We start from the raw sequence: 21,977 nt of genomic DNA on the forward strand, positions 1-21,977 counted from the left end.
GAACAACCTAGAGACAGCTACTGGCAGAGCAGTCTGGGGCTGCTCCGCACCTGCAGACGGGAAGAACGTACGCAGCAAGTCCGGAACTCCCGACACATCCTACTTCTCGGTCGAGGCAGATATCTCCCGCCGTGACCCGGTAAGGGGTGAGCCGTCGTGCCCTGACAGACGGACAGTCAGGTAGACCAGCGAAACCATGACAGTGTATTCGAGCACACTGACCACCAGATGTAGCTCGGACGGGATGCTCACCGATACGATGACCGGCGGATGATTCATTGATGCATGGAACAGGGCGACGAGCCAGAGGTTGCCAGTCAGCGCATAGACGCTCCCGTAAGCGAGCCCCATAAGCGTCAATCCGAAGAGTCTGGCCGCAAGTGCGGAGCTAACGCCGTGCCCTGAAGCGAGAAACCACCGCGGCAGGTGAAAGAGGGCGAACAGGACCGCAACGAGAGCGATGCCAGACAGCACCGCCCGCCGAGTTGTCCCACCGGCCAGCCTCGTGACTTTCTGTTGCAGGTACGTACGGAAGAGAAGTTCTTCCGGGATGGCAGTGAACAGCAGCGAACTGAAAAGTGCCGCGAGATACAACAGCGGGTGGGCAGCGGTTCTCGACAGCGAGACTTCGAACCCGGCGATGCCACCCATGGCGAGGGCGACCGCAACAAGGTTGTACAGTCCCCAGAACGCGGTGACCACCTCAATCACGGGAGCCAGTGTGCGAACAGGCGGGAGTAGCGAGCGCAGTGAGACGGTCTCGATTCTGAGCGCACCAGCCGTGAGTACAACGAGGAAGACACCCCAGATCATTCCCAGGACGGGTGGCGGCGATGCGCCGGGGGAGATGGTCATCAGTCCGGAGAGGACCACAATCACCAGGAGGTACGTTGCAACGGGAACCAGCGGCCCGCCGCTGAATCTCGGCAGGCCAATGTCAGGGCGCAACATCCAGTCGGAATCCGATGGCCGACCCAAAATTATCTTCCATCTCACACTCCGGTGCAACTCTGTTGACGACGAGTGCACAATATGTGGGTTGTGGCCAACCACGCGACCTGACGTTTAAAACTAGTTTTTAGTCTCTGGTAGCTTTACTATGCTCCCGTCCAACGATTCAAATGCCGGTGACCGCCTGTAACAGGTCCCGGCTGCCAGCGCCCTCCCCGTGTGCCGCCGGTTTCCACGAACCGGACTCCATCCCAGCCCGGATGTCCACACGACAACGGGTACAGCCCGCCTTCCCCGTTGTCGACCGCTCAATTCACAGTGCGTTGGCACTACAGTTGGGTCCCACACCACACAGACCGAAAGTAACGATGAAACGACGTGTCCGCCGGCTATGCTGTTGTTATGTCGATGTGCGTGTATCGGTTTTCACAGCCGACGTGCTCTGCAATGTGTCTCACCGAGTAGCCAAGCATCTCGGTACCCAACCAGTGTTCACTGCAAGACCCGCGCCCCCCGGACCGGCGGTATTATCGCGGCAGGTGGTCAGGGGTGCGTGATCGGACTGTATTGCTGCTAGCCGTCATCGCGATCGCGTCACTCACTGGAAGCATCGCGATGCTCGCGGTGGCAGGTCCGACAGATTCCCGCCCGGACAGGGCCGATGACGCGTCAGTATCGGTGTCAGACGGAGCAGCTGGCCGATTCGCACGGCTCCACGCGGCCGGAGTCACAGGTTCGAACGTCACGGTCGGCATTGTCGATCCGACCGGATTCGACACGGAATCGAAAACGATTGCCGGCCAAGTCGTCAAAACACGGAGCTTCGGGGTTGGTTCCGTGCACAATACCCACGAGGCTCACGGGACTGCAACGGCCGCCGTCGTGTCACGGACCGCACCGGATGCTGACCTGTATCTCGCCCGGGTTGACAGCATCGACAGTTATCAACAGGCAGTCGACTGGCTGGTCCGAGAGGATATCGACGTGATCGTCGCACCCGTTTCCTTCTACGGGCAGCCAGGCGATGGAACCGGGCCAGTCGCCCGCAGCGCAACACAGGCGACAGAGCGTGGGTCAGTGTTCATCGCCCCAACTGGTAATCTCGCACAATCCCACTGGTCAGGGCAGTACACCACTGATACCGTCCAGGATCGGACAGTCGCGTTTACCAACGGGAGCAGGCAGAATTACATCAGAGGTGGGACCGAAATCACGGTCTGGCTCTCATGGGAACGAGCATACGCAGACGAGCAGTACACAGTCGAACTGCACTGGACAAATGGAACCGACTCCCGCCTCGTCGCTCGCTCACAGCCCTACCGCGGCGACGACGTGCCAAACGAGCGTATCGTTGCCGACGTCAAGCCAGGCGACTACTATCTCGTGATTCGCGGGCCAGCGTCGCCGACTGGCGCACGGTTACGGCTCGTGTCTCCGACGCACGACCTCCAGCACACGGCGGCTCGAAACAGCATCGTCGCTCCGGGGACGGCCCGTAAAGTGATTACTGTCGGGGCGTACAACAGCCGTGTCGACCAGCTCGAACCGTTCAGTTCGCGTGGGCCGACAGTCGATAACCGGGTCGGCGTCGACATCGTGGCTCCGGACAGGCAGTTCGCCGCCGCCGCACCTGACGGCTTCGTCGGGTCTTCGGCCGCAGTCCCCTACGTCGGTGGCACCGCGGCCCTGCTGCTGGACGCAAACGAGTCGCTGTCCCCCCACGAAACCGAGCACCTGCTGGAACAGACTGCGAGGGACGTGGGACGGCCGGGACTCGACAACGAGACCGGTCACGGGGCGGTCGAACCGGTCCGCGCGGCCCGGGCAGCACAGAACCGTACTGATGGTTAAAACTCGTTTTAAGCCAGCCACAGACCTTTGATGAGTCCCGTATCATATATCCGACAGTGACGCCATGTCGAGCCCGATCGAAACGATACAGGAGCGGACCGGGACAGCAGACGAATCACCGCGGGTACTCGGTGTTGCGGAGAACGAAACCGACGACGTGCTCGATGCGCTCGCCTCAGACACCAGCAGGTCGCTGTTTCGCACGCTGTACGACGAGCCTGGAACGCCGTCGGAGATAGCGGACCGGTGTGACACGTCGGTCCAGAACGTCCACTACCACATCTCGAATCTCAAGGATGCGGAACTCATCGAACCGGTCGAAACGGTGTACTCCTCGAAAGGTAACGAGATGACCGTGTACGGTCCCGCCAGCGACCCGATTGTGCTAGTCGGCGACCGCGACCTGGCACCGCGTATCCAGCAGTCGATGGCGAATGTTGTCACGGGCGTGGGGCTGATCGGTTTTGCGAGCCTCTTCGTCCAGTGGGGGGCGGAGAAGCTGGCGGACTCAGCCGGGAGTAGTGGCGTTCTAGCCCCAGCGAGTCCGCAAGCAGGACCGGTCAGTGGAACCAGTACACTCGCGTGGTTCGTTTTCGAAGTCGTCGAGCCGGGCGTGCTGTTTTTCTGTCTCTGTCTCACCGTTCTCGGTCTCGCTGCGCTACTGACTGGCGAGTGACTGTCCGCGAGACAGTACAAAGAACGACAGTTCAACCGTGACCGGTTTCCGGGCAAAAACGCACGGCTCACCGATCTAGCCCCGAGGCCGCGGTCGTGGGTACACCAGTGAGAGCAGGCCTCTGACAGTGGATGCCATTTTAGAAACTTTCGAGATGGGTTCAAAAACCGTGTTTCGAGACGACTGTCTTGGGATCAGTTCATGACGGACCGAAGGCAGATCCCCACGCCAACGATAGCGAGGATGCCGCCGACAGCGAGAGCACCAGCACTGATCCCCAAGTCACCAGCCTGTGACTGCTGTGGAGCCGATGTTTCGCCGGTAACTGAATCGACGCCGTCGGAAGACGCGTCTGTAGATGTGGTGTTCCCATCTGTGATGAGCAACGTGCCGACCGTGTCGGGCCGGCCATCCATCTCAGTCCCACGGTACAGCGACAAGTCGTAGGTGCCCGCGTCAAGTTGCGAATCGAGGGCGACCTCCGAGCCGGATTCAACCGCCACGGCATCGGCATCCGCAGCGGTTTCGAGGGTCGGTTCGTCGTGGCCGGCCGCCGTGGTGTCAAACAGGAGAGCGACACGGGCATCGCCGTTCCCGTCACGGACGGTCGCATTGATCTCGTAGTTGATTTCCGGGCTCCCGATAGAGATGGTGGCCGCGTCAGCGGTCGCAAGGACGACATGGATTCGAGCAGTCTCTCCTTGCCGCCCTTTGACGACTGGTTCTTCCAGCCCGAAGTCGGCCGATTCTTCGACCTCGAACTGCTCGTTTGCTGTCCCATTAGCTTCGATGATAAGCCGGCCGACAGTCGGTGTCCCGTCAGTCGACTGCCCATCGAACACGCGGTACGGGTACGCGGCGGGGTCAAGGGTCGACGGGAGGTCCGGCTCCGACTCGGTCACGGTCAGCGAGTCACCATCGTCTGCCACGCGAAGCGTCGCCCCCTCAGTGCCGGCAACCGCAGTGTCAAAGAGGACCAGCACCTCGCCGTCGCTGTCGTCGTCACTGACGGTCGCGTTGATCCGGTAGTTGGTCGCCTCGCTTCCAACAGAGAGCGTTTTGGTCCCTCCGTCAGTCATAGAGACCGGTATTTCGGCGGTGTCGCCCTGGGAGACCGTGACAGTGTTTTCGCCGTCGTCAGTCTGCTTCGGGGTCGCTGTCTCCGGTACCGTATCAGTACAGTCGCCGTCACACGGGGCGATGGTCTCAGTACGTTCAAACAGCGTGTCGCCGTCGACATGAGCGGACAGTTCGTAGGATATGTTCGCTGGCATGTGCGACATATCGAACTGGGCGACGAACGTTCCATTGGGTTGCACTCTGACCTGCCTTTGAGAAAGGAACGGGTTCGACGCGTTGGCTGACTTGATTCTGACCGTCATCTCTGTCCCGGGTTCCAGTGTGGTCTCCCCAGTGACCACCTGTTGTTCGTCAGCGTGCAGCGGGAAGCTATCCTCTGAGACCGTGGCCTGCTGCTCCGCGGCAGCAAGCCCCGGACCCGTCGCTGCCGCGGCGATAAGCACCGCGGCTAGCGCCACCGACCGGACGCTCACAGAACCACCTCCCGTGGTGCGAGCGACTGTGCGTGCGTTTGAGAGCGATGCTGCCAACAGTACCGCATCGCAAGTGGAGGGCCATTCGCTGGCATACGGGTAGCGGTTACACCGGGACTGAAAAAGCACCAGCGATAGGTTAAAACCGCGTTGAACTCGGTAATGCTGATCTGATCGGTGAGGCGGCGAATTCGCTGCGATATAAACGGTAATATCTGTGACGATGGTTCAGTGGCGACAGTATTCGTGGCATCCACGTAGGCAATGATCTTGCAGTAAGAGGGAAGAGGGCGCAGAGAGTTGTGAGAAATGCAGTAATTTTATGATAATTTCGGTATGATTAACTAGTATGCGAACGGTCCTCGCAAACCAGCTCTCCAACGTCCGGGTCGTGAGTACCGATGGCCGCGAAGTCGGCACACTACAAAACATTACGATCAATACAACTACGGGAGAACTCCAGACGATTGTCATCAACAGCGACATTCAAGAGATATTTGGCGTTGAACGGGATTCCGACGGCGATATTCGATTGCCGGCGTCCCTCATCGAATCGATGCGGGACCACCTGACCATTCAGCCGCCTGCAGAACAGAGTGTTGCAGGCGGCGATGCTGTGGACTCGTAGGCAACCCGTCGGCTGTTCAAACGGGCCGAAACGGGTGTAACTGCTAGCTGTGCGTTTGCAGCAGCAGAGTTCGGTACCGTCGTGACAATATGTCGTCGTTTTTTGAGAGTATGCAGCTAGACACTGAGATAGTCTCGCTCGCAGTGCTAGCTGCTCCCCTCCAGAACAGCGGCGCAGGTGATATCGTACTGTTCCTGTTCAACCTCTTAATTGCCGGTATCCATATTGCCGGGATGTGGATGGTATTCGGGAAGTTCGTTATTGTTGTACTCACAGGTGTTCCAGTCGTTATCGCGCTGATTGCCCTCTGGTCGTGAGATTATTCGCGGTGTGACCGAGGGTTCCAGCTAACAACAGTCGGGACGCTGTGGGACAGCTACAGGGCGGCTGGCCGGTGGGCTACTACTGTAACATCGCGTCGGCGTACTCACTTGCCGTCTGTCGGGCCGTTTCGAGTTCCTCAGTGTCGTCTAGCATCACGGCTCGAGTCCGGGCACCGTCGATGATCGTCAGCAGCGAACGGGTAACGTGCTCCGCGTCGACGTCAGTAAATACGCCCTCGTCGATCCCATGGTTGATGACTGCCTTGAGCATATACCGAACGTACTCGTCGTTCTGTCGGAACCGGTCGCTGAACGCCTCCTTGTACGGGGCTTGACTCCGCATCTCTAGCAGAGCGACCGAGAGGTCGGGGTTTTCCTGCGGTTTGACAAGCAGTTCGTCAAGCAGGAGGTTCAGCCGTGCTTCAGGGTCCGTTGTCTCGACATCGTGAATCGAATCGACGAACCGCTCCAACAAATAATCGAGAAAGGCCGCAAGAAGGTCGTCTTTCGTGTCGTAGTAGTAGTGCACTGCAGCCGTCGATTTGCCGTACTCGTCCGCGATCCGTTGTATCGTGAGGTCAGCGTACCCGTGCTCGCGCAACGCCCGGTAGGTCGCCTGCATTATCTCCTCGGTCTGGTCCGAGAAGGTGCGGTCCGATGGTCCAGCCATTGCGTAACGGTTTCGACCATGGTTGGATAACGGTTGTGACCCCGGTACTATTGCTCAGTCAGATTATTGGTTAGTTAGTCTTTCGGTGCTTGATTCGGCCTATATATCGTTTATAATTAACTTTGTGGGGTTCAAAGCGTTTTTGACTAACCAGTTAGTAAGTTTTGTCACAGCCGTTATGGATGACGATACAGCTACCGAAATTCTTGCGGCGACGTACCGCGCCCTCTGCCAGCACGGGTACGCCGCACTCACGGTCAAAGACATCGCTGCCGAGGCGGACCGGAGCAAAGCGTCGATTCACTACTATTACGACAGCAAAGAGAACCTCTTTACGCAGTTTCTGGACTTCTTGTACGAACGATACACTGCAAAGATATCGGCGGTCGACGGGAATACGCCGCGAGAAGAACTCACTTCGCTGTTAGACACGGTTCTCATTGACGGGCGAACGATACCCGGTCAAGAGTTCAGAACAGCACTACTCGAAATAAAGGCACAGGCCCCGTACAACGACGCCTTCCGGACACAACTGGCCAAGTTCGATGCCGTGCTCTTTGACCAGTTGCGGGAAATCATCGTAGCCGGCGTCGAAACCGGTGAATTCGATGACACAGTCGAGCCGAGTGTTGCAGCGGAGTTCCTCGTGACGACGATTACAGGTGCTCATACCCGGCACGTCGCCACAGACCGTTCGATAGACCGATTCAACGAGACGATTACGCGATACGCTGAGACACACCTCTTTGCGGACGCACCAGCGGAGGCGACCCGCTGATGGGGATTGGGAGTCGCGTTCGTTCGCTGTTCAAAGGCCCAGAGGAATTCGACCTCACGTCGGGTGGCATCGGGAAGCCGCTGTTTTTCCTCTCGATGCCGATTGTCATCACGAATCTCTTCCAGACTGCGTACAACCTCGCGGACACGTTCTGGCTCGGCCAGTACAGCACGGACGCGCTGGCGGCGATCAGTTTCGCGTTCCCGATGGTGTTCCTCCTTATCTCGCTCGGGATGGGGATATCCGTCGCCGGCAGCGTCCTCGTCGCACAGTTTACTGGCGCAGGCGAGGAGCGCGAAGCCGAGTACGCTGCGTCCCAGACGGTAACGTTCGCCGTCATCGTCTCGTTTGGTCTCGGCATCGTGGGCTATCTCGGCGTCGATACGTTTCTCAGCCTGATGGGCGCGTCCGAAGACGTCCTTCCCATGGCGACCAGCTACATGGAAGTCATTTCGCTGGGTCTGTTGTTCATGTTCGGCTTCTTCGTCTTTGTCGCGCTGATGCGGGGCTACGGTGACACGATAACGCCGATGCTCGTCATGTTCGGCTCGGTCGTCCTCAACATCATCATCGACCCGTTCCTGATCTTCGGCTGGACGGTCGTCGAGAACGCACCGCTCGTCGGGACCATCTCGTTCCCCGAACTCGGCATCGAAGGGGCTGCCATTGCGACCGTCTTTTCGCGGGCGCTGGCGCTGGTCGTCGGGCTGGCAATTATGTTCCGAGGGAACCGCGGCGTCCAGATTCACCTCCGCGATATGGCCCCAGACCTGTCGTATCTCCGCCGTCTCGTTCGCATCGGCCTGCCTGCCTCCATCGAAGGGACGGGCCGTGCGCTGTCGATGAACCTGCTACTGGTCATCGTTGCAATGTTCCCAGATACGGTCGTCGCCGCCTACGGCATCGGGACGCGCGTGTTCTCGGTCGTCTTCCTGCCGGCCATCGCAGTTGCGCGTGGCGTTGAGACGATGACCGGCCAGAACATGGGGGCCGACAAGCCGGACCGGGCAGCGAAAGCGGCCGGCCTCGCGGCGACGGTGCTGTTCGGCGTGCTCTCCCTGGCTGGCGTGCTCGTCTGGTTCACCGCCGCACCGATAGCCGACCTGTTCACGACGGACCCCGAAGTCGTCGAAATCACGACGCAGTTCCTCCGCTACGTCGCGCTTTCCTTCGGATTCATCGGCATCATGCGGGCCTACACCGGGAGCTTCCGTGGTGCCGGAAAGACGCTCACCGCCGCAGCGATATCGGTGTTGATGCTCGGCGTTATCCGCTTCCCGATTGCGTGGTTCGCCGCTGTGCCGTTCGGCGAAACCGGAATCTGGATATCGTTCGCCGTCTCAAATGTCGCGGGAGCGATTATCGCGTACGGCTGGTATCGACGCGGGACGTGGCGAGACAGCGACCTCACCGAAACCAAAGTCGACATTGACGAGGCAGGCATCGAGATGTCGGCAGACGGGGACTGACAGCAATGAGTGACGAGCGCGTGTGACACCCTTCAGGTGACCCAATGCTTTCAGGGGAGCCATCGGTACTACTGACGTGTCCCCTGAACCGAACCCCAGTCAGGAACCTTCAGCACCGTTATTTGCGGCGGTCTACGACCCAGCAACGGCGCTCATCGAGCGGACGCTCTTGCGACCACATCGTGAGTATCTGGTAGCGAATCTGGATGGAACGGTGCTGGATCTCGGCGCTGGAACCGGCGCGATGTTTCCGTATTTCGAGAGCGTTGCGACCGCCTCGACGGAGTTTCACGCTATCGAGCCGGACCCGCATATGCGGCGGCAGGCAGCGGAGCAGGCGAACACGCAGGCCACGCCGATTCATATCGAGTCGTCACCGGCCGAAGCCCTCCCGTACGACGAGGACACCTTCGACGTCGTCATCACGTCGATGGTGTTCTGTACGATTCGGGACATTGAATCCGCGATAAGTGAAATCACCCGCGTCCTCAAACCCGGCGGCGAACTGCGTTTCTTCGAGCACGTCATCGACGACGGCTGGCGCGCCCGGCTACAGTCGGCGCTCGCACCGCTCTGGAAACGACTCGCCGGCGGGTGCCATCTGACCCGACAGACGGGGACACGGCTCGTCGCTGACCAGTCGTTCGATGTCGTCGAAATCGAGCGACTCAATCTGGGCATAACGCCAATCCGGCCGTTCGTTCGGGGACGGCTCCGCAAGCGCTCGGTGTCTTCGACGCGGTAACTCGGCGGCGATTAGCTCTGGCTCTGCGTGACAGACCCTTCCTCGTTTGGCTGGATGACGACAAAGCCGTCGTCACCGGTAAACTCCATCTGGATCGATTCCCCAGAGGTCTGGCCGATTTCGAAGGTCTTGTTCATCTCGATAGACGGCGAGAGGTTCGAACTCCACGCAACGGTCGCGTCCGGGTCGGTGAACACCGGCGGCGTCATCACCAGCGGGTCGCCGTGTGTCGTCAGCGCGACTTCGCCGGGGCCGGTGAGGTAGACGTTCGTCAGGCCGCCGGCAGCCATGCCAGAGAGACTGCCGACAGTGTTGATTTCGTAGTCGATAGTTGATTCGAACGCGAGCACGTCAGTGCCGTTGACCGATATCGATTCTCCGTCATCAAGGGCCAGCACCTGTACCTTCTTGCCGTTCTCGGCCACGTAGAGGTGGCCACTCCCTTCGGCCTCCATGACTGGCGTCCCTTCGCCGCTCACGGCTTCCTTGACGAAGCCCGTGATACCGCCTTCCGCCGAGGATTTGCCAGTGAACGTGACCTCGCCGGTGTACGCGACCATCGACCCGGCTTTGACCATCACAGTCCCATCGAGTGGGATGTCAAGTAGCCTGTTGTTCTCTTTCTGGAACCCATCGCCACCATCTGCGGGGGCGTTGGAGCGGACGAATTCCTGTAAGTCCATAGTTACATCGGAACACTCGATAGGCCATGCTCATAGGCCTCGTGAAGGATTAAAACACATTTTGTGTGAAGGTGTCACACATTGAGGGGACAACGCAGTTACTGAGCCGAAAAGAAACTGAGAAATAGTATAGCCGAATAGCTATTCCGTATCGCTATACAGTTGCTCGAGGAGATCAGTGACGCCAGCTTTGGTTTTGAGGTAGCGCCGCTCTCCATCGGGTGTTCGAACAGCGTAGTTGTACACGACGCTGTCCGGGACGTACCACCGGTCGCTGTATGTGGCCAGTGCTTCCTCAGGGTTTCCACCGTCCGTGACTTCAAAAGGTTCGTCAGTTGTATCGGCATCAGAAGCCGTACACTCACCCTCGGATTCAGTCAGTGGTTTCGACTCGGCACCTGTCTCAGTTGGCTGTTCAGTGCCATCACCTGTGATACAGAGGTCACCGGCTATCGGATAGTCACCGGGGATACCTGTAATGAGGTTCTCAGAGCGACCGGCTTTTAGCGCTTCTCGCATCAGGATGTCCTGTGCGCTGATCACGCGCTCGCCGTCGTCCGGATACCGCTGGTGGTACTCGCCGTCGCTGTCCATCTCCCAGAGCTTGCGGTTGTCCGAGAGGAGGAGGTCGAGGGTGAAACGGAGTTGGCGCTGGATTTTGGGGCTTGTCACGGGTGTGACTGCTTCGACCCGGTAATCAAGGTTGCGGGTCATCCAGTCGGCGCTACCGATGTAGTACTCGGGGTCGCCCCAGTCGTCTTCGGTAGCGGGGTCGCCCCGTGCGCCGTTCTCGAAGTAGAAGATACGGGAATGCTCTAGAAAGCGGCCGACGAGCGAGTACACCGAGATGTTTTCGCTGATGCCTTCCAGTCCGGGTCGGAGGCGGCAGATATCGCGGACGATGAGGTCGATGTCGACGCCTGCCATCGATGCGCGGTACAGTTCGGCGACGATACCGGGGTCTTCGAGTCCGTTGATTTTTGCGACAATACGGGCAGGCCGACCAGCCTGTGCGTGCTGTGCTTCCCGACGGATGCACCGGGTGAACTCCTTGCGCATGGTCACCGGTGCGATGAGGAGTTCGCGGAACTCCTCGTCCAGCGACGGCCCGGTGAAGAAATTGAACACCTTGGTCAGGTCGCGGCCGATGTCACGGTCGGCGGTCAACAGTCCGAGGTCGACGTATCCCTTCGCCGTCTCGGAGTGATAGTTCCCCGTACCGATGTGGGAGTACAGTTCGACGCCGTCGTCTTCCTCCCGAACGACCAGCGCCGTCTTCGTATGGGTCTTCAGCCCCACCGTTCCGTAGGCGACGTGGATACCGTTTTCCTCCAGTTTGCGAACCCATTCGAGGTTGTTCTGCTCGTCGAAGCGGGCCTTCAGTTCGACCATCACCGCCACCTGTTTCCCGTTTTCAGCGGCCGTTATCAGCGACTGGATGATCTGTGAGTCGCTTGCAGTCCGGTAGATAGCCGCTTTCACCGCCAGAACGTCCGGGTCTTCGGCTGCTGCTGAGAGAAACCGCTGGACGGTGTCCGTGAAGTCGTGGTACGGGTGATGCAGCAAGATGTCTCCGTCCTGAATGCGCCGGAAGACACTCGGGTCCGTCGTATCCGGCCTCCCGAACGACTGCTGTCGGTGACCGTTGAGACGGGGGTGTGGCTGTGGCGTCCACTCGTCCAGCGAGAGGTCCGGTCGGTCAAGGTCGGTCAACTCCGCGAAATCCCGGTAATCCAGCGGACCCGGGAGGTCGTATATCTCGCGCTCGTCGAGACCGAGCTGTGTCGCGAGCGTCGAGCGAATACGGGAGTCGGCGTCGGGAGAGAGTTCCATTCTGACGACCGACGCGAATCGCCGCTGTTCGAGGACGTCTTCGACCATGTCAATGAGGTCCTCGGCAATCTCCTGATTACGTCGGACCTCCGCGTTGCGGGTCAGTCGGAACAGGGCCGTGTCGACGATTTCGACGTTCGGTAACAGTAGATCAAGGTTCGCACGGATGACCTCCTCAAGCAGTACGTATCGAGTATCGTCCCCGAGTTGGACCAACCGCGGCCTGTTCGGCGGAATCTTGATTCGGGTGAACGTCGGGTCCTCGGCGTTCGGATGCCGGGTGAGAACAGCGAGCGAGAGCGACCGATTAGAAATAAACGGGAACGGATGTGCCGGGTCGAACGAAAGCGGTGTCAGGGTCGGCAACACAGACTCCTCAAAGTAGGTTCGCAGTTCAGACTGTTCCGCGGCAGCAGCGTCGTCGTAGTCGAGAATCTCGATACCTTCCGCAGCAAGCGCGGGGCGAATCGCGTCGCGGTAACAGCGGGCCTGCGTCGCTAGCATCGGCCGCAGGGTCTCGTGGACCGCCGCCAACTGCTCCTCGGGCGTTCGACCGTCTGGGGCCGTTTCGGTCACGTCGGCTTCTATCTGCTGTTTGAGGCCGCCGATGCGTTTCATCGTGAATTCGTCGAGATTGCGAGTGACGATAGCGAGGAACCGGACCCGTTCCAACAGCGGATTCCGTTCGTCCAGCGCCTCGTGGAGCACGCGCCGCTGGAACGCGAGCGCACTCAATTCACGGTTGAGATACAGCGACGAGTCGGTCAGGTCGACATCCGCTGGCTCGTACGCGGGGATGGCGGGTTCTGAATCGTGGTCCATCGGCTTACGTTGATGTCGGCGGGGCACGCTCCGGGTCGACGATGCTATCGGACGACCGAGCTTCGTGGGTCGTCTCCGGGTCCACCGTGACGAACTCCTGCGTCGAGCACTGGTACGCCGTCAACTGCCCGCCGTAGACGCACCCGGTGTCTAGACCAACCGCAGTAGGTGTCTCGAATGGCTCGGAAAGCACCGTGTGACCGAAGAAGACGCGAGGGTCAGCACGGCGCGTTTCGAACCAGTACGGGCGGTCGTAGCTTCCGTCCGGAACAAGTGAGCGCATGTTCAGCAGTTCAGTCAGTTCGTGCTCCGCGATTGACTTGCGGTGGTCGACGCCACCGTGGACGACCAACGAATCGTCCCACGAGATTGCCACCGGGAGCGACGCCATCCACGAGAGGTCGTCGTCGGTCAACGACGGAATCGATTTGCGGCCGTCGATGAGTTTCTGCTCGTTGTTGCCACGGACGGTGAGGAAGTTCGGCGTGTGCCGGACCATGTCGACGACACCAGCGCTGTCCGGACCTTTTCGGACGAGGTCACCAACGAAGACCACGAGTTCGTCCGGGGTGGGGTCTAACCGGTTCAGGAGGCGTTCGAGGGTCGGACGACACCCGTGGACGTCGCCGACAACGTAGATTTCCTCCCATCTGTGACCGCGGATTCGCTGGTGTGGTGCGCCGAGGTCCGGATGAAACGTCGGTGGTGAAGCCATCTATGTAAGGTCGTTTGTGAAACATCGGTGAATCTGGTATAGGTGCTTTATATGAGTTCTATATAGCTGTATGAGAGCGAATATATGCTCGCCGCCTGCTGTCGAACCAACCGGCGGTGACTGGTTGCTTCTCAGTTACAACAGGGCGGAAGTGACATCCTGATTTTTCAGTCCTCCGGCTGAATCACGGGTATGCCGACAAGCGATTACACTCCCGCCGACACGTTGCGCCCTGCAACGCCGGCGGGCTATCAGTCACCCCGGCCGTTTCGATACCCGCCGCTGGTGATACTCGGTCTCGTGAGTGTGCTGGTACCGGTCGCTGCGGTGGTGTTCGGCGGCATACTCTGGTACGCCCAGGGAACCGCGCTCGACGCCGTTTTTTCGGTCGACGAAACCGCCACAGGCATCACGTTCACGCTCGCGTCTGGGCTGGTCGCGGTCACATGCATCGGCACGATTGTCGCAGCTACTGTGCTTCATGAACTAGTTCACGGGCTCGCCTATCGATGGTTCGGCTACGATGTTTCCTACGGCGTGGCCCCACAGCTCGGCGCGTTTTATGTGGCAGCGTTTCATCAGTTTCAGGAGCGGACTCACAATATTATCGTCGGCATCGCGCCGCTCGTTGTACTCGACGCGTTGCTTCTCCCCGTGTTGTTCGTTCCACTCCCGCTTCTCGCGTTCGCAGCCTTCCTCGCCCTGCTGTTCAATACAGCGGGAGCGGCCGGCGACCTCTACTCAGTTGCAACGCTACTCAGAACGCCCGCGGGGTCACTCACGTATGACAGCGATATCCGCCATTCGTATATTTTCTGTCCTGAAGCGTAACCACGGTTTATTTCGAACAGCAACGCTGTGACAGCGCACTCAAACGCTCGTCATTGGTGGACACTTCCCCCGAAACGCCAGTCCAACAGGCTCAGCGAGTTCGATGATTGTAAGTCACCCCTCGACGGCATCTCTGGTGTGTTCGGCGTCCAGCCCGAACAGCAGTCCGGCGAGAAACAGTAGTTCGTTACCCTGGTAGTACTGTTCGACCACGAAGTTTACCAGACCGATATCCGGCGTGGTGACACCCAACAGCACCAGAACGAGCGCAAGAACGGCAGCAAGTCCAGCGACCCACCGGACAACGATGCCTGAGAGCAGCCCCACCACGAAAACGACAACAGCAGTAAAGAGGCTCATGTTCCACTCCGGCGCGTAGCAGCCGTTGGTCTGACAGTAGTTCCCATAGGTGAGATAACACTTCCGCCGCATATAGTTCTATTAGCAGCAGTGAAGGCAGAGCCACATCACTCGATTTCAGCAACGACACGCGCCAGACAGCCCTCACCCGGTTCGAAGTACGAGTAGTGGTCGGCAACGAGGTCAGTGACATTCACGTCTTGGTAGCCGTCGGGAAGCGGCCCAGCGTCACGCGTTCCAGCGTGGCCGACGGCGTGTGTCCGGTCCGACGCTCGGTACACCCACGAGAGGACCTTGTCATTCTGGCTGTAGAAGTTCGACACCGGAGCGTCAACAGCCTCGATAGCGTCGCCGTAACGGCCACCTTGCACCACGCTATCGTAGGGAATAGCGCCGCCGAGTAGTGACACCGAAGCAAGCACGTCTGTCGCTCCTTGCTCGGCAAGCACGCGAAGCGTCTCGCCGGTCACCCGCGCGCCAAGCGAATGGGCGAGCACGTGGACGGGTCGCCCGTCGGTTTCGGCCCACTCCATCAGCCACTGGGCGAGGAGAGTACGGTTCGCCACAGCGTTGCCCTTGGCCTGCTCCCATTCGACGTCGGAATCCCAACTGTATGCGACAACCGGTGCGGATGTGTACTCTCCGAGCGCTAGCTGCGCTGTGTAGGCATTATCTCGCGCCGTCTCAGCGTCGGTACTGAATCCGTGGACGAACAGGAACACCTCCGACGCGTCGTCGAACGACCACGCGCCCTCGGTCTCAGCAGCCGGTTCCTCGGCTGAGTCGAGAAGTCCGCGCGTAGTGACGACTGGCTGTGAGTTCGGCGCAGTATACTCGCCGGAGTCGCCCTGCAGCGACCAGTACACGTAGGCACCGCCACTCCCAAGCAGACCGAGTCCGCTTCCGAGACCGAGAAGCAGTCGCCGTCTGGTCACACCGGTTTGGTTGTCCATAGCTGGTAGCCTGTGGATAGGTCACAGGTGTGCAGATAAGTCAGTTGAGATTGTCGCGCCCGGAAACGGAACGCAACGCAAGCGCTGTGGCACAGCCCACAGGCTTCATGTCTTGGCGGGTGGTTACCGGAGCCATGACGACCTGGGACGAGCGATACCGAACGGGGACGTACCCGCAACGTCCGGACCCACATCCAGTGTTAGAACGATACCTGCCGACCTTTCCACCGGGTCGGGCGCTTGACATCGCAACTGGGACCGGGCGCAACGCACTGCCGGTCGCAGCGGCCGGGTACCGCGTCGATGCGGTCGACCAGTCGCGTGCGGGGCTTCAGATTGCCCGTGAAAACGCACGCGCGGCAGGCGTCGAAGGCGATATCGAGTGGCTACAGGCAGATCTCGAATCGTTCGCGTACCCGGCGTCGACGTACGATGTCATTACGATTAGCTTCTATCGGCCCGTCGACCGCCTCCCCGATATCATTGAGGCGCTGGCCGACGGCGGCTGTCTGTTCATTCAGCACCACCTCCGGACGACCGACGACGTGGACGGCGGCCCCTCGGGAGACCGATACCGGTTCGCCTCGAACGAACTGCTCAGGGCGGGACTCGGGCTGACCGTGCTACACTACGACGAGCGAACCACGACGACGGACGGGACGACCGCCGCCACCGCTCAATTGGTCGCCAGAAAGACACAGGGCGGTCGACAGTCGTATCCAGATATCTCAGAGTGACCGCGCCGCGAGATCAACATAGACGGCCATCGACGGCTGGAGTCACAGTTCCTCGATGACTTCGCTGGCGAACGTCGTCATCGCCGCCGCTGGCTCCGCAGCACGAAGCCCAACTATAACATGGTCAAGGCCGTAGTCGTCGAGCCGTCGGAAATACTCTCGGAACCACTCGACGCCGGCCCGATAGCCCAGGTGAAGCGGTTCGGGCTCGGCCGTCGGGTCATCGGCGAACGCGACCTGCAGGGCAATCGTGAACGGCTTCTGTGGCGCGTGACCGCGCCACGTGTCGAGATACGACTCAAGCGTCGATTCGGGAAGGTGGTAGAATATCCAGCCGTCGCCGTTCTCGGCGATCCACTCCGTCGATTGTCTGGCGTTCCCGGTCGGAAACAGCGGAAGCGTGTCTGTCGTCGGCTTCGGGAGGACATCCAGTTCGCCGTCAATCTGGCCCCAGGAACCCTCGAGCGTCGGGTACTCCTCTCGCCAGAGTGCACGGAGTGTGTCGACGCTTTCACGCACCAGTTGGCCCCGGTTTTCGGGGTCAACACCGAACGCCGGATACTCCGGGTCGCGGTCGCCCGAGGCAACCCCAAGCACGAGACGGCCGTCGGAGAGCCGGTCGACAGACGCGGCCGACTTTGCCACGTGGAGCGGGTGGCGCAGCGGGAGAACAATGCTCGATGTGCCGAGCGCCACTGACTCGGTGTGAGCGGCGACGTGGGACAGCAGTGACCACGGGTCGAAGGCCCCGCCGGCGTCCCCGAACCGCGGCCAGTACGTCGGCACGTCTCGCGCCCAGAGCGCGTCGAACCCGACTGCTTCGGCGTGGCTTGCCAGCCGGAGTTCTGCGTCGATATCCGGCGTCGACTCCGTTTCGTCTGTGAGCGGAAATCCGAGCCCAAACGAGAGCCCCTCCTGCTCGTACAGTCGCCGATACCCGGCGTTCGCGTGGTCCACAGCAGTCATCAGGGACCTTTCACGCTGGAGCCGTATTTGCACACGGGTGGCTTGCCCGCTACGGGCCGCCGTCTGTGGTATCGACCGTCACGGTTCCCGCATGCCTGCTTCCGGGAAGCTGCCAATCGATATGTAGCGCGCGGTCTGGGAACGACGGCTTCGCAACGACTTCCAGCGTCCGGTCTTCCGCCGCCGGTGTGACAGGCGCAGCAATCATCAGTCGGGCTACGTCGGCCCGCGAAACGCTTCCCCAGAGCTTCGCGCCGGGTTCGGCAACGGAGACGGTGTCAGTTCGGGGCCCGTTCGTGAGGACGCCAGGACGGAGAATTGTGTGTCGAACCGGCGCCTCACGGATTGCGGCCTCGGCCGTTGCTTTGGCGCGCTGTATCGGCTGGATGGCAACATCGAAGGCCGCCGCGAGCGGACTGGCCGGTTCGTCGCCGACGCCGATGGCGGATTCCATGACGAACGCCTCCACGCCGGCGTCGACAGCCGCATCGAGTAGATTGGTCGTTCCCGCACCGTCGACGTACTCATCTTGTGACCAGACATCCGTGATGTCCGACCCGACGGCGCTCAGGACGACATCGACATCCGACAGCGAATCGGTCAGCGCAATCGGATGCAGCAAGTCGTCGACGACAACCTCGTCAGCGCCGGCCGCCTGCAGGTCGTCTGTTTTTGCCGAGGTGCTGGTCAATGCCCGGACCGTCGGCACACGCGAACTGAGCAGTCGGAGCGTCGCTCGCCCAGTCCCACCGCTGGCTCCGGCGACGAACACAGTTTCCACGTCAGAAGGGTCCATACCGTAGCTAGGAGCTGCCGGTACATGATTGGCTTGGCCTGTGTCACCGGCAGGAAACCACTGAGACGGTCACAGAACGTAACGCGTCCGCCGCGGTTGTAGTTACCGAGGCGTTCAGTCGTCACACGGCGGCGTCTGCTTCGGCGACGTGTCTTCGAACCGGCGGTAGAGCCGGCGAAGCTCCATCCGGATCGTCACGCGCTCGATGAGGGCAAAGCCCGCAACGACGACGAGGAAGCCGACAAGCGTCCACAGTGACACCGACGAGCCGAGCAGGACCCAGCCCATGAGCGCGGCGAATATCGGCACGACATAGGCGACCAGGTTCGCACGAACCGGGCCGATGCGATTGATGAGGCCGAAGTAGATGGCGTAGGCGACTGCCGTCGAGGGAATGCCCACAGCCACGATGCTCGCAATCGTCTCCGGGCCGATGCCGATGACGGCCGTGGGTGGCTCCCCGACCAGCAGGCTTGCGACGTGGAGGAGCACCGCGCCGACGGCCATCGCCCACGCAGTCAGCGGAGTACTGTCCATCTGCGGACCGACACGCTGGAGCAGCACGCTTCCCAGCGCAACGGCCGCGGCCGCCCCGAGGACGAGCAGTTGCCCGATAGCGCTCGCGTCGGTGAACGTCGACGGCGACGGCTGTACGATGAGGATAACGCCGCTCAGCGCGACACCGATACCGAGCGCGCCGAGCCACGAGAGTCGGTCGCCCAGCAGCCACCAGGCGAAGACGGGGGCGAGTATCGGGTTCAGACCGTACATCACGGACGCCGCTGCGGGCGTTGTCGCGCCCTGGCCAAGGAACAACAGGCCGTTGTTGAGCGCGATCAGGAACAGCGCCGCCATCCCGATACCCACGAAGTCGCCGCGAGTCCGGGGTAGCCACGTCGACCTGGGCCGGGTAAAGACGATGTAGCCAAGCAACGTCACCGCCGCCAAGTCGAACCGAAGGCCAGCAAACAGCACCGGTGGCAGCTCACGAAGCCCGGTTTTGATTGCGACGAACGAGCCACCAAACAACACGGCGAGCAGGACAAACAGTGCGCTATCGCGGTAGCGAGCCGGGACTGAGGGACGCTCAGTGACCGCGGACCGCAGCATAGGCCAGGTCAGTTGGACCACCCGTCAGAACAAAAATATCTCATTACCAATTCAAGGGGTCGAAATGTGAAGAGGGCTGTGGGAGACGTGGTGTCACGGACCGACAGCCGATTAGCAAACTCGACCGAGAAACTCCGACGCCGACTTAGTCCCACGCGGCCGGCCCGAAATCCGGGTCGACACGTCGGTCGACAGTATCGATATTGTCGATACGGTCGATGTCGGCGTCCGTCAGCGACAGGTCAAGGCTCGCCAGATTGTCCGTAATGTGGGCTTCACTCGTAGCCTTCGGAATCGCCGTCACACCCTTCTCACGGAGCCACGCGAGGCTGACCTGCGCTTCGCTGGCGTCGTGGTCGTCGGCGATGGCTTCGATGACATCGTGACCGAACACTTCACCGCGGGCCAGCGGCGAGTACGCGACCAGTTCGTAGTCCTGTTCGGCCGCGTGCTCACGGAGTTCCGACTGCTGGAGGAACGGGTGCGTCTCGACCTGATTTGCGAACACCGGAGCATCGAGCACGTCCATCGCCGTTTCGACGTGGTGCGGTTCGAAGTTCGAGACGCCGACGTTGTCGATAAGGCCGCGGTCGACGAGTTCGTCGAACGCAGGAAGCGTCTCTTCAGGCTCATACTCGCCCGCCGCCCAGTGAACGTACAGCAGGTCCACCGAATCGACGCCGAGTTTGTCGAGGCTCTCCTCGGTCGTCTTGATCACGTCGTCGTGCGAGAGATTCGATATCCAGACCTTCGTCGCCAGGAAAATATCGTCGCGGTCCACGTCAGCGGCAGCGATACCGTCGCCGACTGCGCTTTCATTGTCGTATGCCTGTGCGGTGTCAATATGTCGGTAGCCGGCCTCCAGCGCCGTCCGAACGCTCTCGGCACACTGTTCTGCGTCTTCATTCTGCCAGGTACCGAGGCCGAGCATCGGCATGCCGCTCGCTCGTGGACCTCCATCTGTCGGGGACTGTTGCTGAGTCATTATTGAGTACTGATGCTTGCGCCATTAATCCGTTTGGAAGGCGGCGGGTAGCACCGACTATCGGACGGTCTGCAAATAAGCCGGCTCTCGCAGGGAACACGGGAACGGTCAGAAGCCGTACGACCCGAAAATCCAGAGCGCGACCACAGGCGCCACAGCGAGGAGCAAGCCGAGAACGCCCGTGCCGAGAACGGTCTCCCAACCAAGGTCCCGGAGCGATTTCCCGTACCGCCACAGTTGAACCGTAACGTAGACACCAGCGGTGACCACGCCCCCGAGCAGCAGAAACGGCGGAACCCCGAGTGACGGAAACGACGGGAAACCGACCGCCGGAAACGGCTCCGACCCACTCGAAGCTGCGAAATCAAGGCCGATGCCGACAGCGCCGACAGCGGTGGCCGCGACGACATACGAGATGCCCGCGACCACGTGTCGGAGGACTCCGGCCAGCGCAAGGGACTCTGCGTCGGTCGGCAGGACCGCCGGCGACGCATAGCTCCCGACGCCAGTGTAGAGGAACGGGACCGTTAGAACACCGACGGCGGCAGCGTACGGAAGGACCGACGAGATTGCGACGATGAGAACCGCCACGGTCAGGGCGTATGTGCGTCCGGTCGCGTCCCCGAGAACCAGCACCGGCACGAACAACACGGCAGCGCCGACCACCGTAAACAGACAGATCGGGACAGAGTAGGGCCGGAACCGTCGGAGAAAGCGGGAAACAGGCATGCCAGTGCCGTTTCGGACCCAGGCGCATAGCTTTTCGGCTCTATAGCGAGCGGGGAGTCGGCATGCTTTTACTCTCCGTTGCAGTGTCATTTCAATAGAGTGTCACTATCATGGGCAAAGCGCACTATCACCGAGTCCTGTCCGGACCGTCTCTACCCGCTGATTGCCGGACTCTATCAGACTGCGTTCCCACCCGACACGACAGAAGGAGCCGCAGCAGCGGCCATTCTGGACCGGAAGGAAGGCGTGCCGGCGTCGCTCCCGGCGGCAGCGCTCGAACACGTGCAAGTTCTCCCCCAACGGACGGATCTCCTCGAACACCTGCCGGCCAGCGGGACCGCCGCCGAGTTCGGTACTGGAGACGGTTCCTTCGCCGAATCAATCAGCAGGGTCACGCGGCCGGAAACGCTCTATCTGGTCGACCAGTGGGACAACGACGAAGAGCGGCAGGCTGTTAAGCAACGATTCAGCGGTCATCAGGGCACTGTACATCTGCGGGACGCTGAGCCGATTACCGTGCTCCGTGAGACCGACACTGACTCGCTCGACTGGGTGTACATCAACAGTTCCCATGAATACGAGGCCACGCTGGCCGAACTCAGAGAGAGCCAGCGAGCAGTCGCAGATGACGGGTACATTACGGGCGACGACTACAAAATCGTGAACGGCGTCATCCCTGCCGTCCACCAGTTCTGTTCAGAGACCGACTGGCGGCTGGCGTCTCTCACGCTTGAAACCCATGGGCGACGGAGTTACGCGCTCCACAAGCCGTAAGCGCTGTATCCACAGCGAAATCCAGTGACGCAAGCGGCG

Annotated in this window: 23 protein-coding genes; 10 read left to right on the forward strand and 13 right to left on the reverse strand. The window is 60.7% G+C overall.

Annotated features, from left to right (window positions below):
- Window positions 1-99 precede the first annotated feature (99 nt).
- Window positions 100-951, reverse strand: coding sequence for a type II CAAX prenyl endopeptidase Rce1 family protein (locus G9C82_RS15800; RefSeq protein ID WP_127014641.1), 852 nt, complete (start codon window positions 949-951; stop codon window positions 100-102).
- 1,428 nt (window positions 952-2,379) lie between these two features.
- Here G9C82_RS15800 and G9C82_RS21095 point away from each other — a divergent pair.
- Both G9C82_RS21095 and G9C82_RS15810 read left to right on the forward strand, forming a co-directional pair.
- A complete protein-coding gene (locus tag G9C82_RS21095; protein WP_394343586.1) occupies window positions 2,380-2,802 on the forward strand; it encodes a S8 family serine peptidase in 423 nt (140 codons plus the stop codon).
- A 64-nt stretch (window positions 2,803-2,866) separates the two neighbouring features.
- Complete coding sequence (locus G9C82_RS15810; protein ID WP_127014643.1) at window positions 2,867-3,478, forward strand: helix-turn-helix domain-containing protein; 612 nt, start codon at window positions 2,867-2,869, stop codon at window positions 3,476-3,478.
- 194 nt (window positions 3,479-3,672) lie between these two features.
- Here the strand turns inward: G9C82_RS15810 and G9C82_RS15815 are convergent, their stop codons facing one another.
- Window positions 3,673-5,031, reverse strand: coding sequence for a BGTF surface domain-containing protein (locus tag G9C82_RS15815; RefSeq protein WP_004966012.1), 1,359 nt, complete (start codon window positions 5,029-5,031; stop codon window positions 3,673-3,675).
- Window positions 5,032-5,380: 349 nt separating this feature from the next.
- Between G9C82_RS15815 and G9C82_RS15820 the strand changes: the two genes are divergently transcribed.
- Both G9C82_RS15820 and G9C82_RS15825 read left to right on the forward strand, forming a co-directional pair.
- On the forward strand, window positions 5,381-5,659 hold the full coding sequence (locus G9C82_RS15820; RefSeq protein WP_004966013.1) for a PRC-barrel domain-containing protein: 279 nt from the start codon (window positions 5,381-5,383) through the stop codon (window positions 5,657-5,659).
- 110 nt (window positions 5,660-5,769) lie between these two features.
- Window positions 5,770-5,976 carry a hypothetical protein gene (locus tag G9C82_RS15825; RefSeq protein WP_127014644.1) on the forward strand — a complete coding sequence of 69 codons (207 nt, stop codon included), beginning with the start codon at window positions 5,770-5,772 and terminating at the stop codon, window positions 5,974-5,976.
- Window positions 5,977-6,061: 85 nt separating this feature from the next.
- Here G9C82_RS15825 and G9C82_RS15830 read toward each other — a convergent pair whose 3' ends face one another.
- Window positions 6,062-6,652: a TetR family transcriptional regulator C-terminal domain-containing protein gene (locus G9C82_RS15830; RefSeq protein WP_004966015.1), complete on the reverse strand. Its 591-nt coding sequence runs from the start codon at window positions 6,650-6,652 to the stop codon at window positions 6,062-6,064.
- Window positions 6,653-6,830: 178 nt separating this feature from the next.
- Between G9C82_RS15830 and G9C82_RS15835 the strand changes: the two genes are divergently transcribed.
- The 3 genes from G9C82_RS15835 to G9C82_RS15845 all read left to right on the forward strand — a co-directional run bounded on the left by G9C82_RS15835 (window position 6,831) and on the right by G9C82_RS15845 (window position 9,644).
- The gene (locus G9C82_RS15835) at window positions 6,831-7,430 is read left to right on the forward strand and encodes a TetR/AcrR family transcriptional regulator (protein WP_127014645.1); all 600 of its coding nucleotides are present in this window, start codon (window positions 6,831-6,833) and stop codon (window positions 7,428-7,430) included.
- Window positions 7,430-8,899, forward strand: a complete 1,470-nt coding sequence (locus G9C82_RS15840; RefSeq protein WP_127014646.1) for an MATE family efflux transporter — start codon at window positions 7,430-7,432, stop codon at window positions 8,897-8,899. The genes G9C82_RS15835 and G9C82_RS15840 overlap by 1 nt, the downstream gene beginning before the upstream one ends.
- A 76-nt stretch (window positions 8,900-8,975) precedes the next feature.
- On the forward strand, window positions 8,976-9,644 hold the full coding sequence (locus G9C82_RS15845) for a class I SAM-dependent methyltransferase (RefSeq protein ID WP_206508217.1): 669 nt from the start codon (window positions 8,976-8,978) through the stop codon (window positions 9,642-9,644).
- An 11-nt stretch (window positions 9,645-9,655) separates the two neighbouring features.
- On the opposite strand, the gene G9C82_RS15850 is transcribed toward G9C82_RS15845, so the two are convergent.
- From G9C82_RS15850 to G9C82_RS15860, 3 genes are all read right to left on the reverse strand, one after another.
- Window positions 9,656-10,327, reverse strand: a complete 672-nt coding sequence (locus G9C82_RS15850; protein ID WP_004966019.1) for an AIM24 family protein — start codon at window positions 10,325-10,327, stop codon at window positions 9,656-9,658.
- 141 nt (window positions 10,328-10,468) lie between these two features.
- Entirely contained in the window at window positions 10,469-12,982 is a 2,514-nt protein-coding gene (ppk1, locus tag G9C82_RS15855; RefSeq protein WP_127014647.1) for a polyphosphate kinase 1, read from the reverse strand.
- 4 nt (window positions 12,983-12,986) lie between these two features.
- Window positions 12,987-13,697 (reverse strand): metallophosphoesterase family protein, encoded by a 711-nt coding sequence (locus tag G9C82_RS15860; RefSeq protein WP_007190584.1) that lies wholly within the window; start codon window positions 13,695-13,697, stop codon window positions 12,987-12,989.
- Between the two features lie 192 nt (window positions 13,698-13,889).
- Here G9C82_RS15860 and G9C82_RS15865 point away from each other — a divergent pair, with 192 nt between their 5' ends.
- A complete protein-coding gene (locus tag G9C82_RS15865) occupies window positions 13,890-14,528 on the forward strand; it encodes a DUF3267 domain-containing protein (protein ID WP_127014648.1) in 639 nt (212 codons plus the stop codon).
- A gap of 114 nt (window positions 14,529-14,642) precedes the next feature.
- Here the strand turns inward: G9C82_RS15865 and G9C82_RS15870 are convergent, their stop codons facing one another.
- Both G9C82_RS15870 and G9C82_RS15875 read right to left on the reverse strand, forming a co-directional pair.
- A complete protein-coding gene (locus G9C82_RS15870; protein ID WP_011222700.1) occupies window positions 14,643-14,888 on the reverse strand; it encodes a hypothetical protein in 246 nt (81 codons plus the stop codon).
- 107 nt (window positions 14,889-14,995) lie between these two features.
- Window positions 14,996-15,841: a DUF726 domain-containing protein gene (locus tag G9C82_RS15875; RefSeq protein WP_127014649.1), complete on the reverse strand. Its 846-nt coding sequence runs from the start codon at window positions 15,839-15,841 to the stop codon at window positions 14,996-14,998.
- Window positions 15,842-15,975: 134 nt separating this feature from the next.
- Between G9C82_RS15875 and G9C82_RS15880 the strand changes: the two genes are divergently transcribed.
- Window positions 15,976-16,578: a bifunctional 2-polyprenyl-6-hydroxyphenol methylase/3-demethylubiquinol 3-O-methyltransferase UbiG gene (locus tag G9C82_RS15880; RefSeq protein ID WP_049938589.1), complete on the forward strand. Its 603-nt coding sequence runs from the start codon at window positions 15,976-15,978 to the stop codon at window positions 16,576-16,578.
- Between the two features lie 42 nt (window positions 16,579-16,620).
- Here the strand turns inward: G9C82_RS15880 and G9C82_RS15885 are convergent, their stop codons facing one another.
- From G9C82_RS15885 to G9C82_RS15905, 5 genes are all read right to left on the reverse strand, one after another.
- A complete protein-coding gene (locus G9C82_RS15885) occupies window positions 16,621-17,544 on the reverse strand; it encodes an LLM class oxidoreductase (protein ID WP_127014650.1) in 924 nt (307 codons plus the stop codon).
- A gap of 49 nt (window positions 17,545-17,593) precedes the next feature.
- Window positions 17,594-18,340, reverse strand: a complete 747-nt coding sequence (locus tag G9C82_RS15890) for an NAD(P)-binding oxidoreductase (RefSeq protein WP_127014651.1) — start codon at window positions 18,338-18,340, stop codon at window positions 17,594-17,596.
- A gap of 114 nt (window positions 18,341-18,454) precedes the next feature.
- Complete coding sequence (locus G9C82_RS15895) at window positions 18,455-19,450, reverse strand: DMT family transporter (RefSeq protein ID WP_004965387.1); 996 nt, start codon at window positions 19,448-19,450, stop codon at window positions 18,455-18,457.
- A gap of 145 nt (window positions 19,451-19,595) precedes the next feature.
- Window positions 19,596-20,387 (reverse strand): aldo/keto reductase, encoded by a 792-nt coding sequence (locus tag G9C82_RS15900; protein ID WP_127014670.1) that lies wholly within the window; start codon window positions 20,385-20,387, stop codon window positions 19,596-19,598.
- 156 nt (window positions 20,388-20,543) lie between these two features.
- Window positions 20,544-21,164, reverse strand: a complete 621-nt coding sequence (locus G9C82_RS15905) for a hypothetical protein (protein WP_174790012.1) — start codon at window positions 21,162-21,164, stop codon at window positions 20,544-20,546.
- 99 nt (window positions 21,165-21,263) lie between these two features.
- Between G9C82_RS15905 and G9C82_RS15910 the strand changes: the two genes are divergently transcribed.
- Window positions 21,264-21,938 carry a class I SAM-dependent methyltransferase gene (locus G9C82_RS15910; RefSeq protein WP_127014652.1) on the forward strand — a complete coding sequence of 225 codons (675 nt, stop codon included), beginning with the start codon at window positions 21,264-21,266 and terminating at the stop codon, window positions 21,936-21,938.
- The last annotated feature ends 39 nt before the right edge of the window (window positions 21,939-21,977 follow it).

Source organism: Haloarcula sp. R1-2 (genome assembly GCF_011627385.1).
Lineage (GTDB): Archaea > Halobacteriota > Halobacteria > Halobacteriales > Haloarculaceae > Haloarcula > Haloarcula marismortui.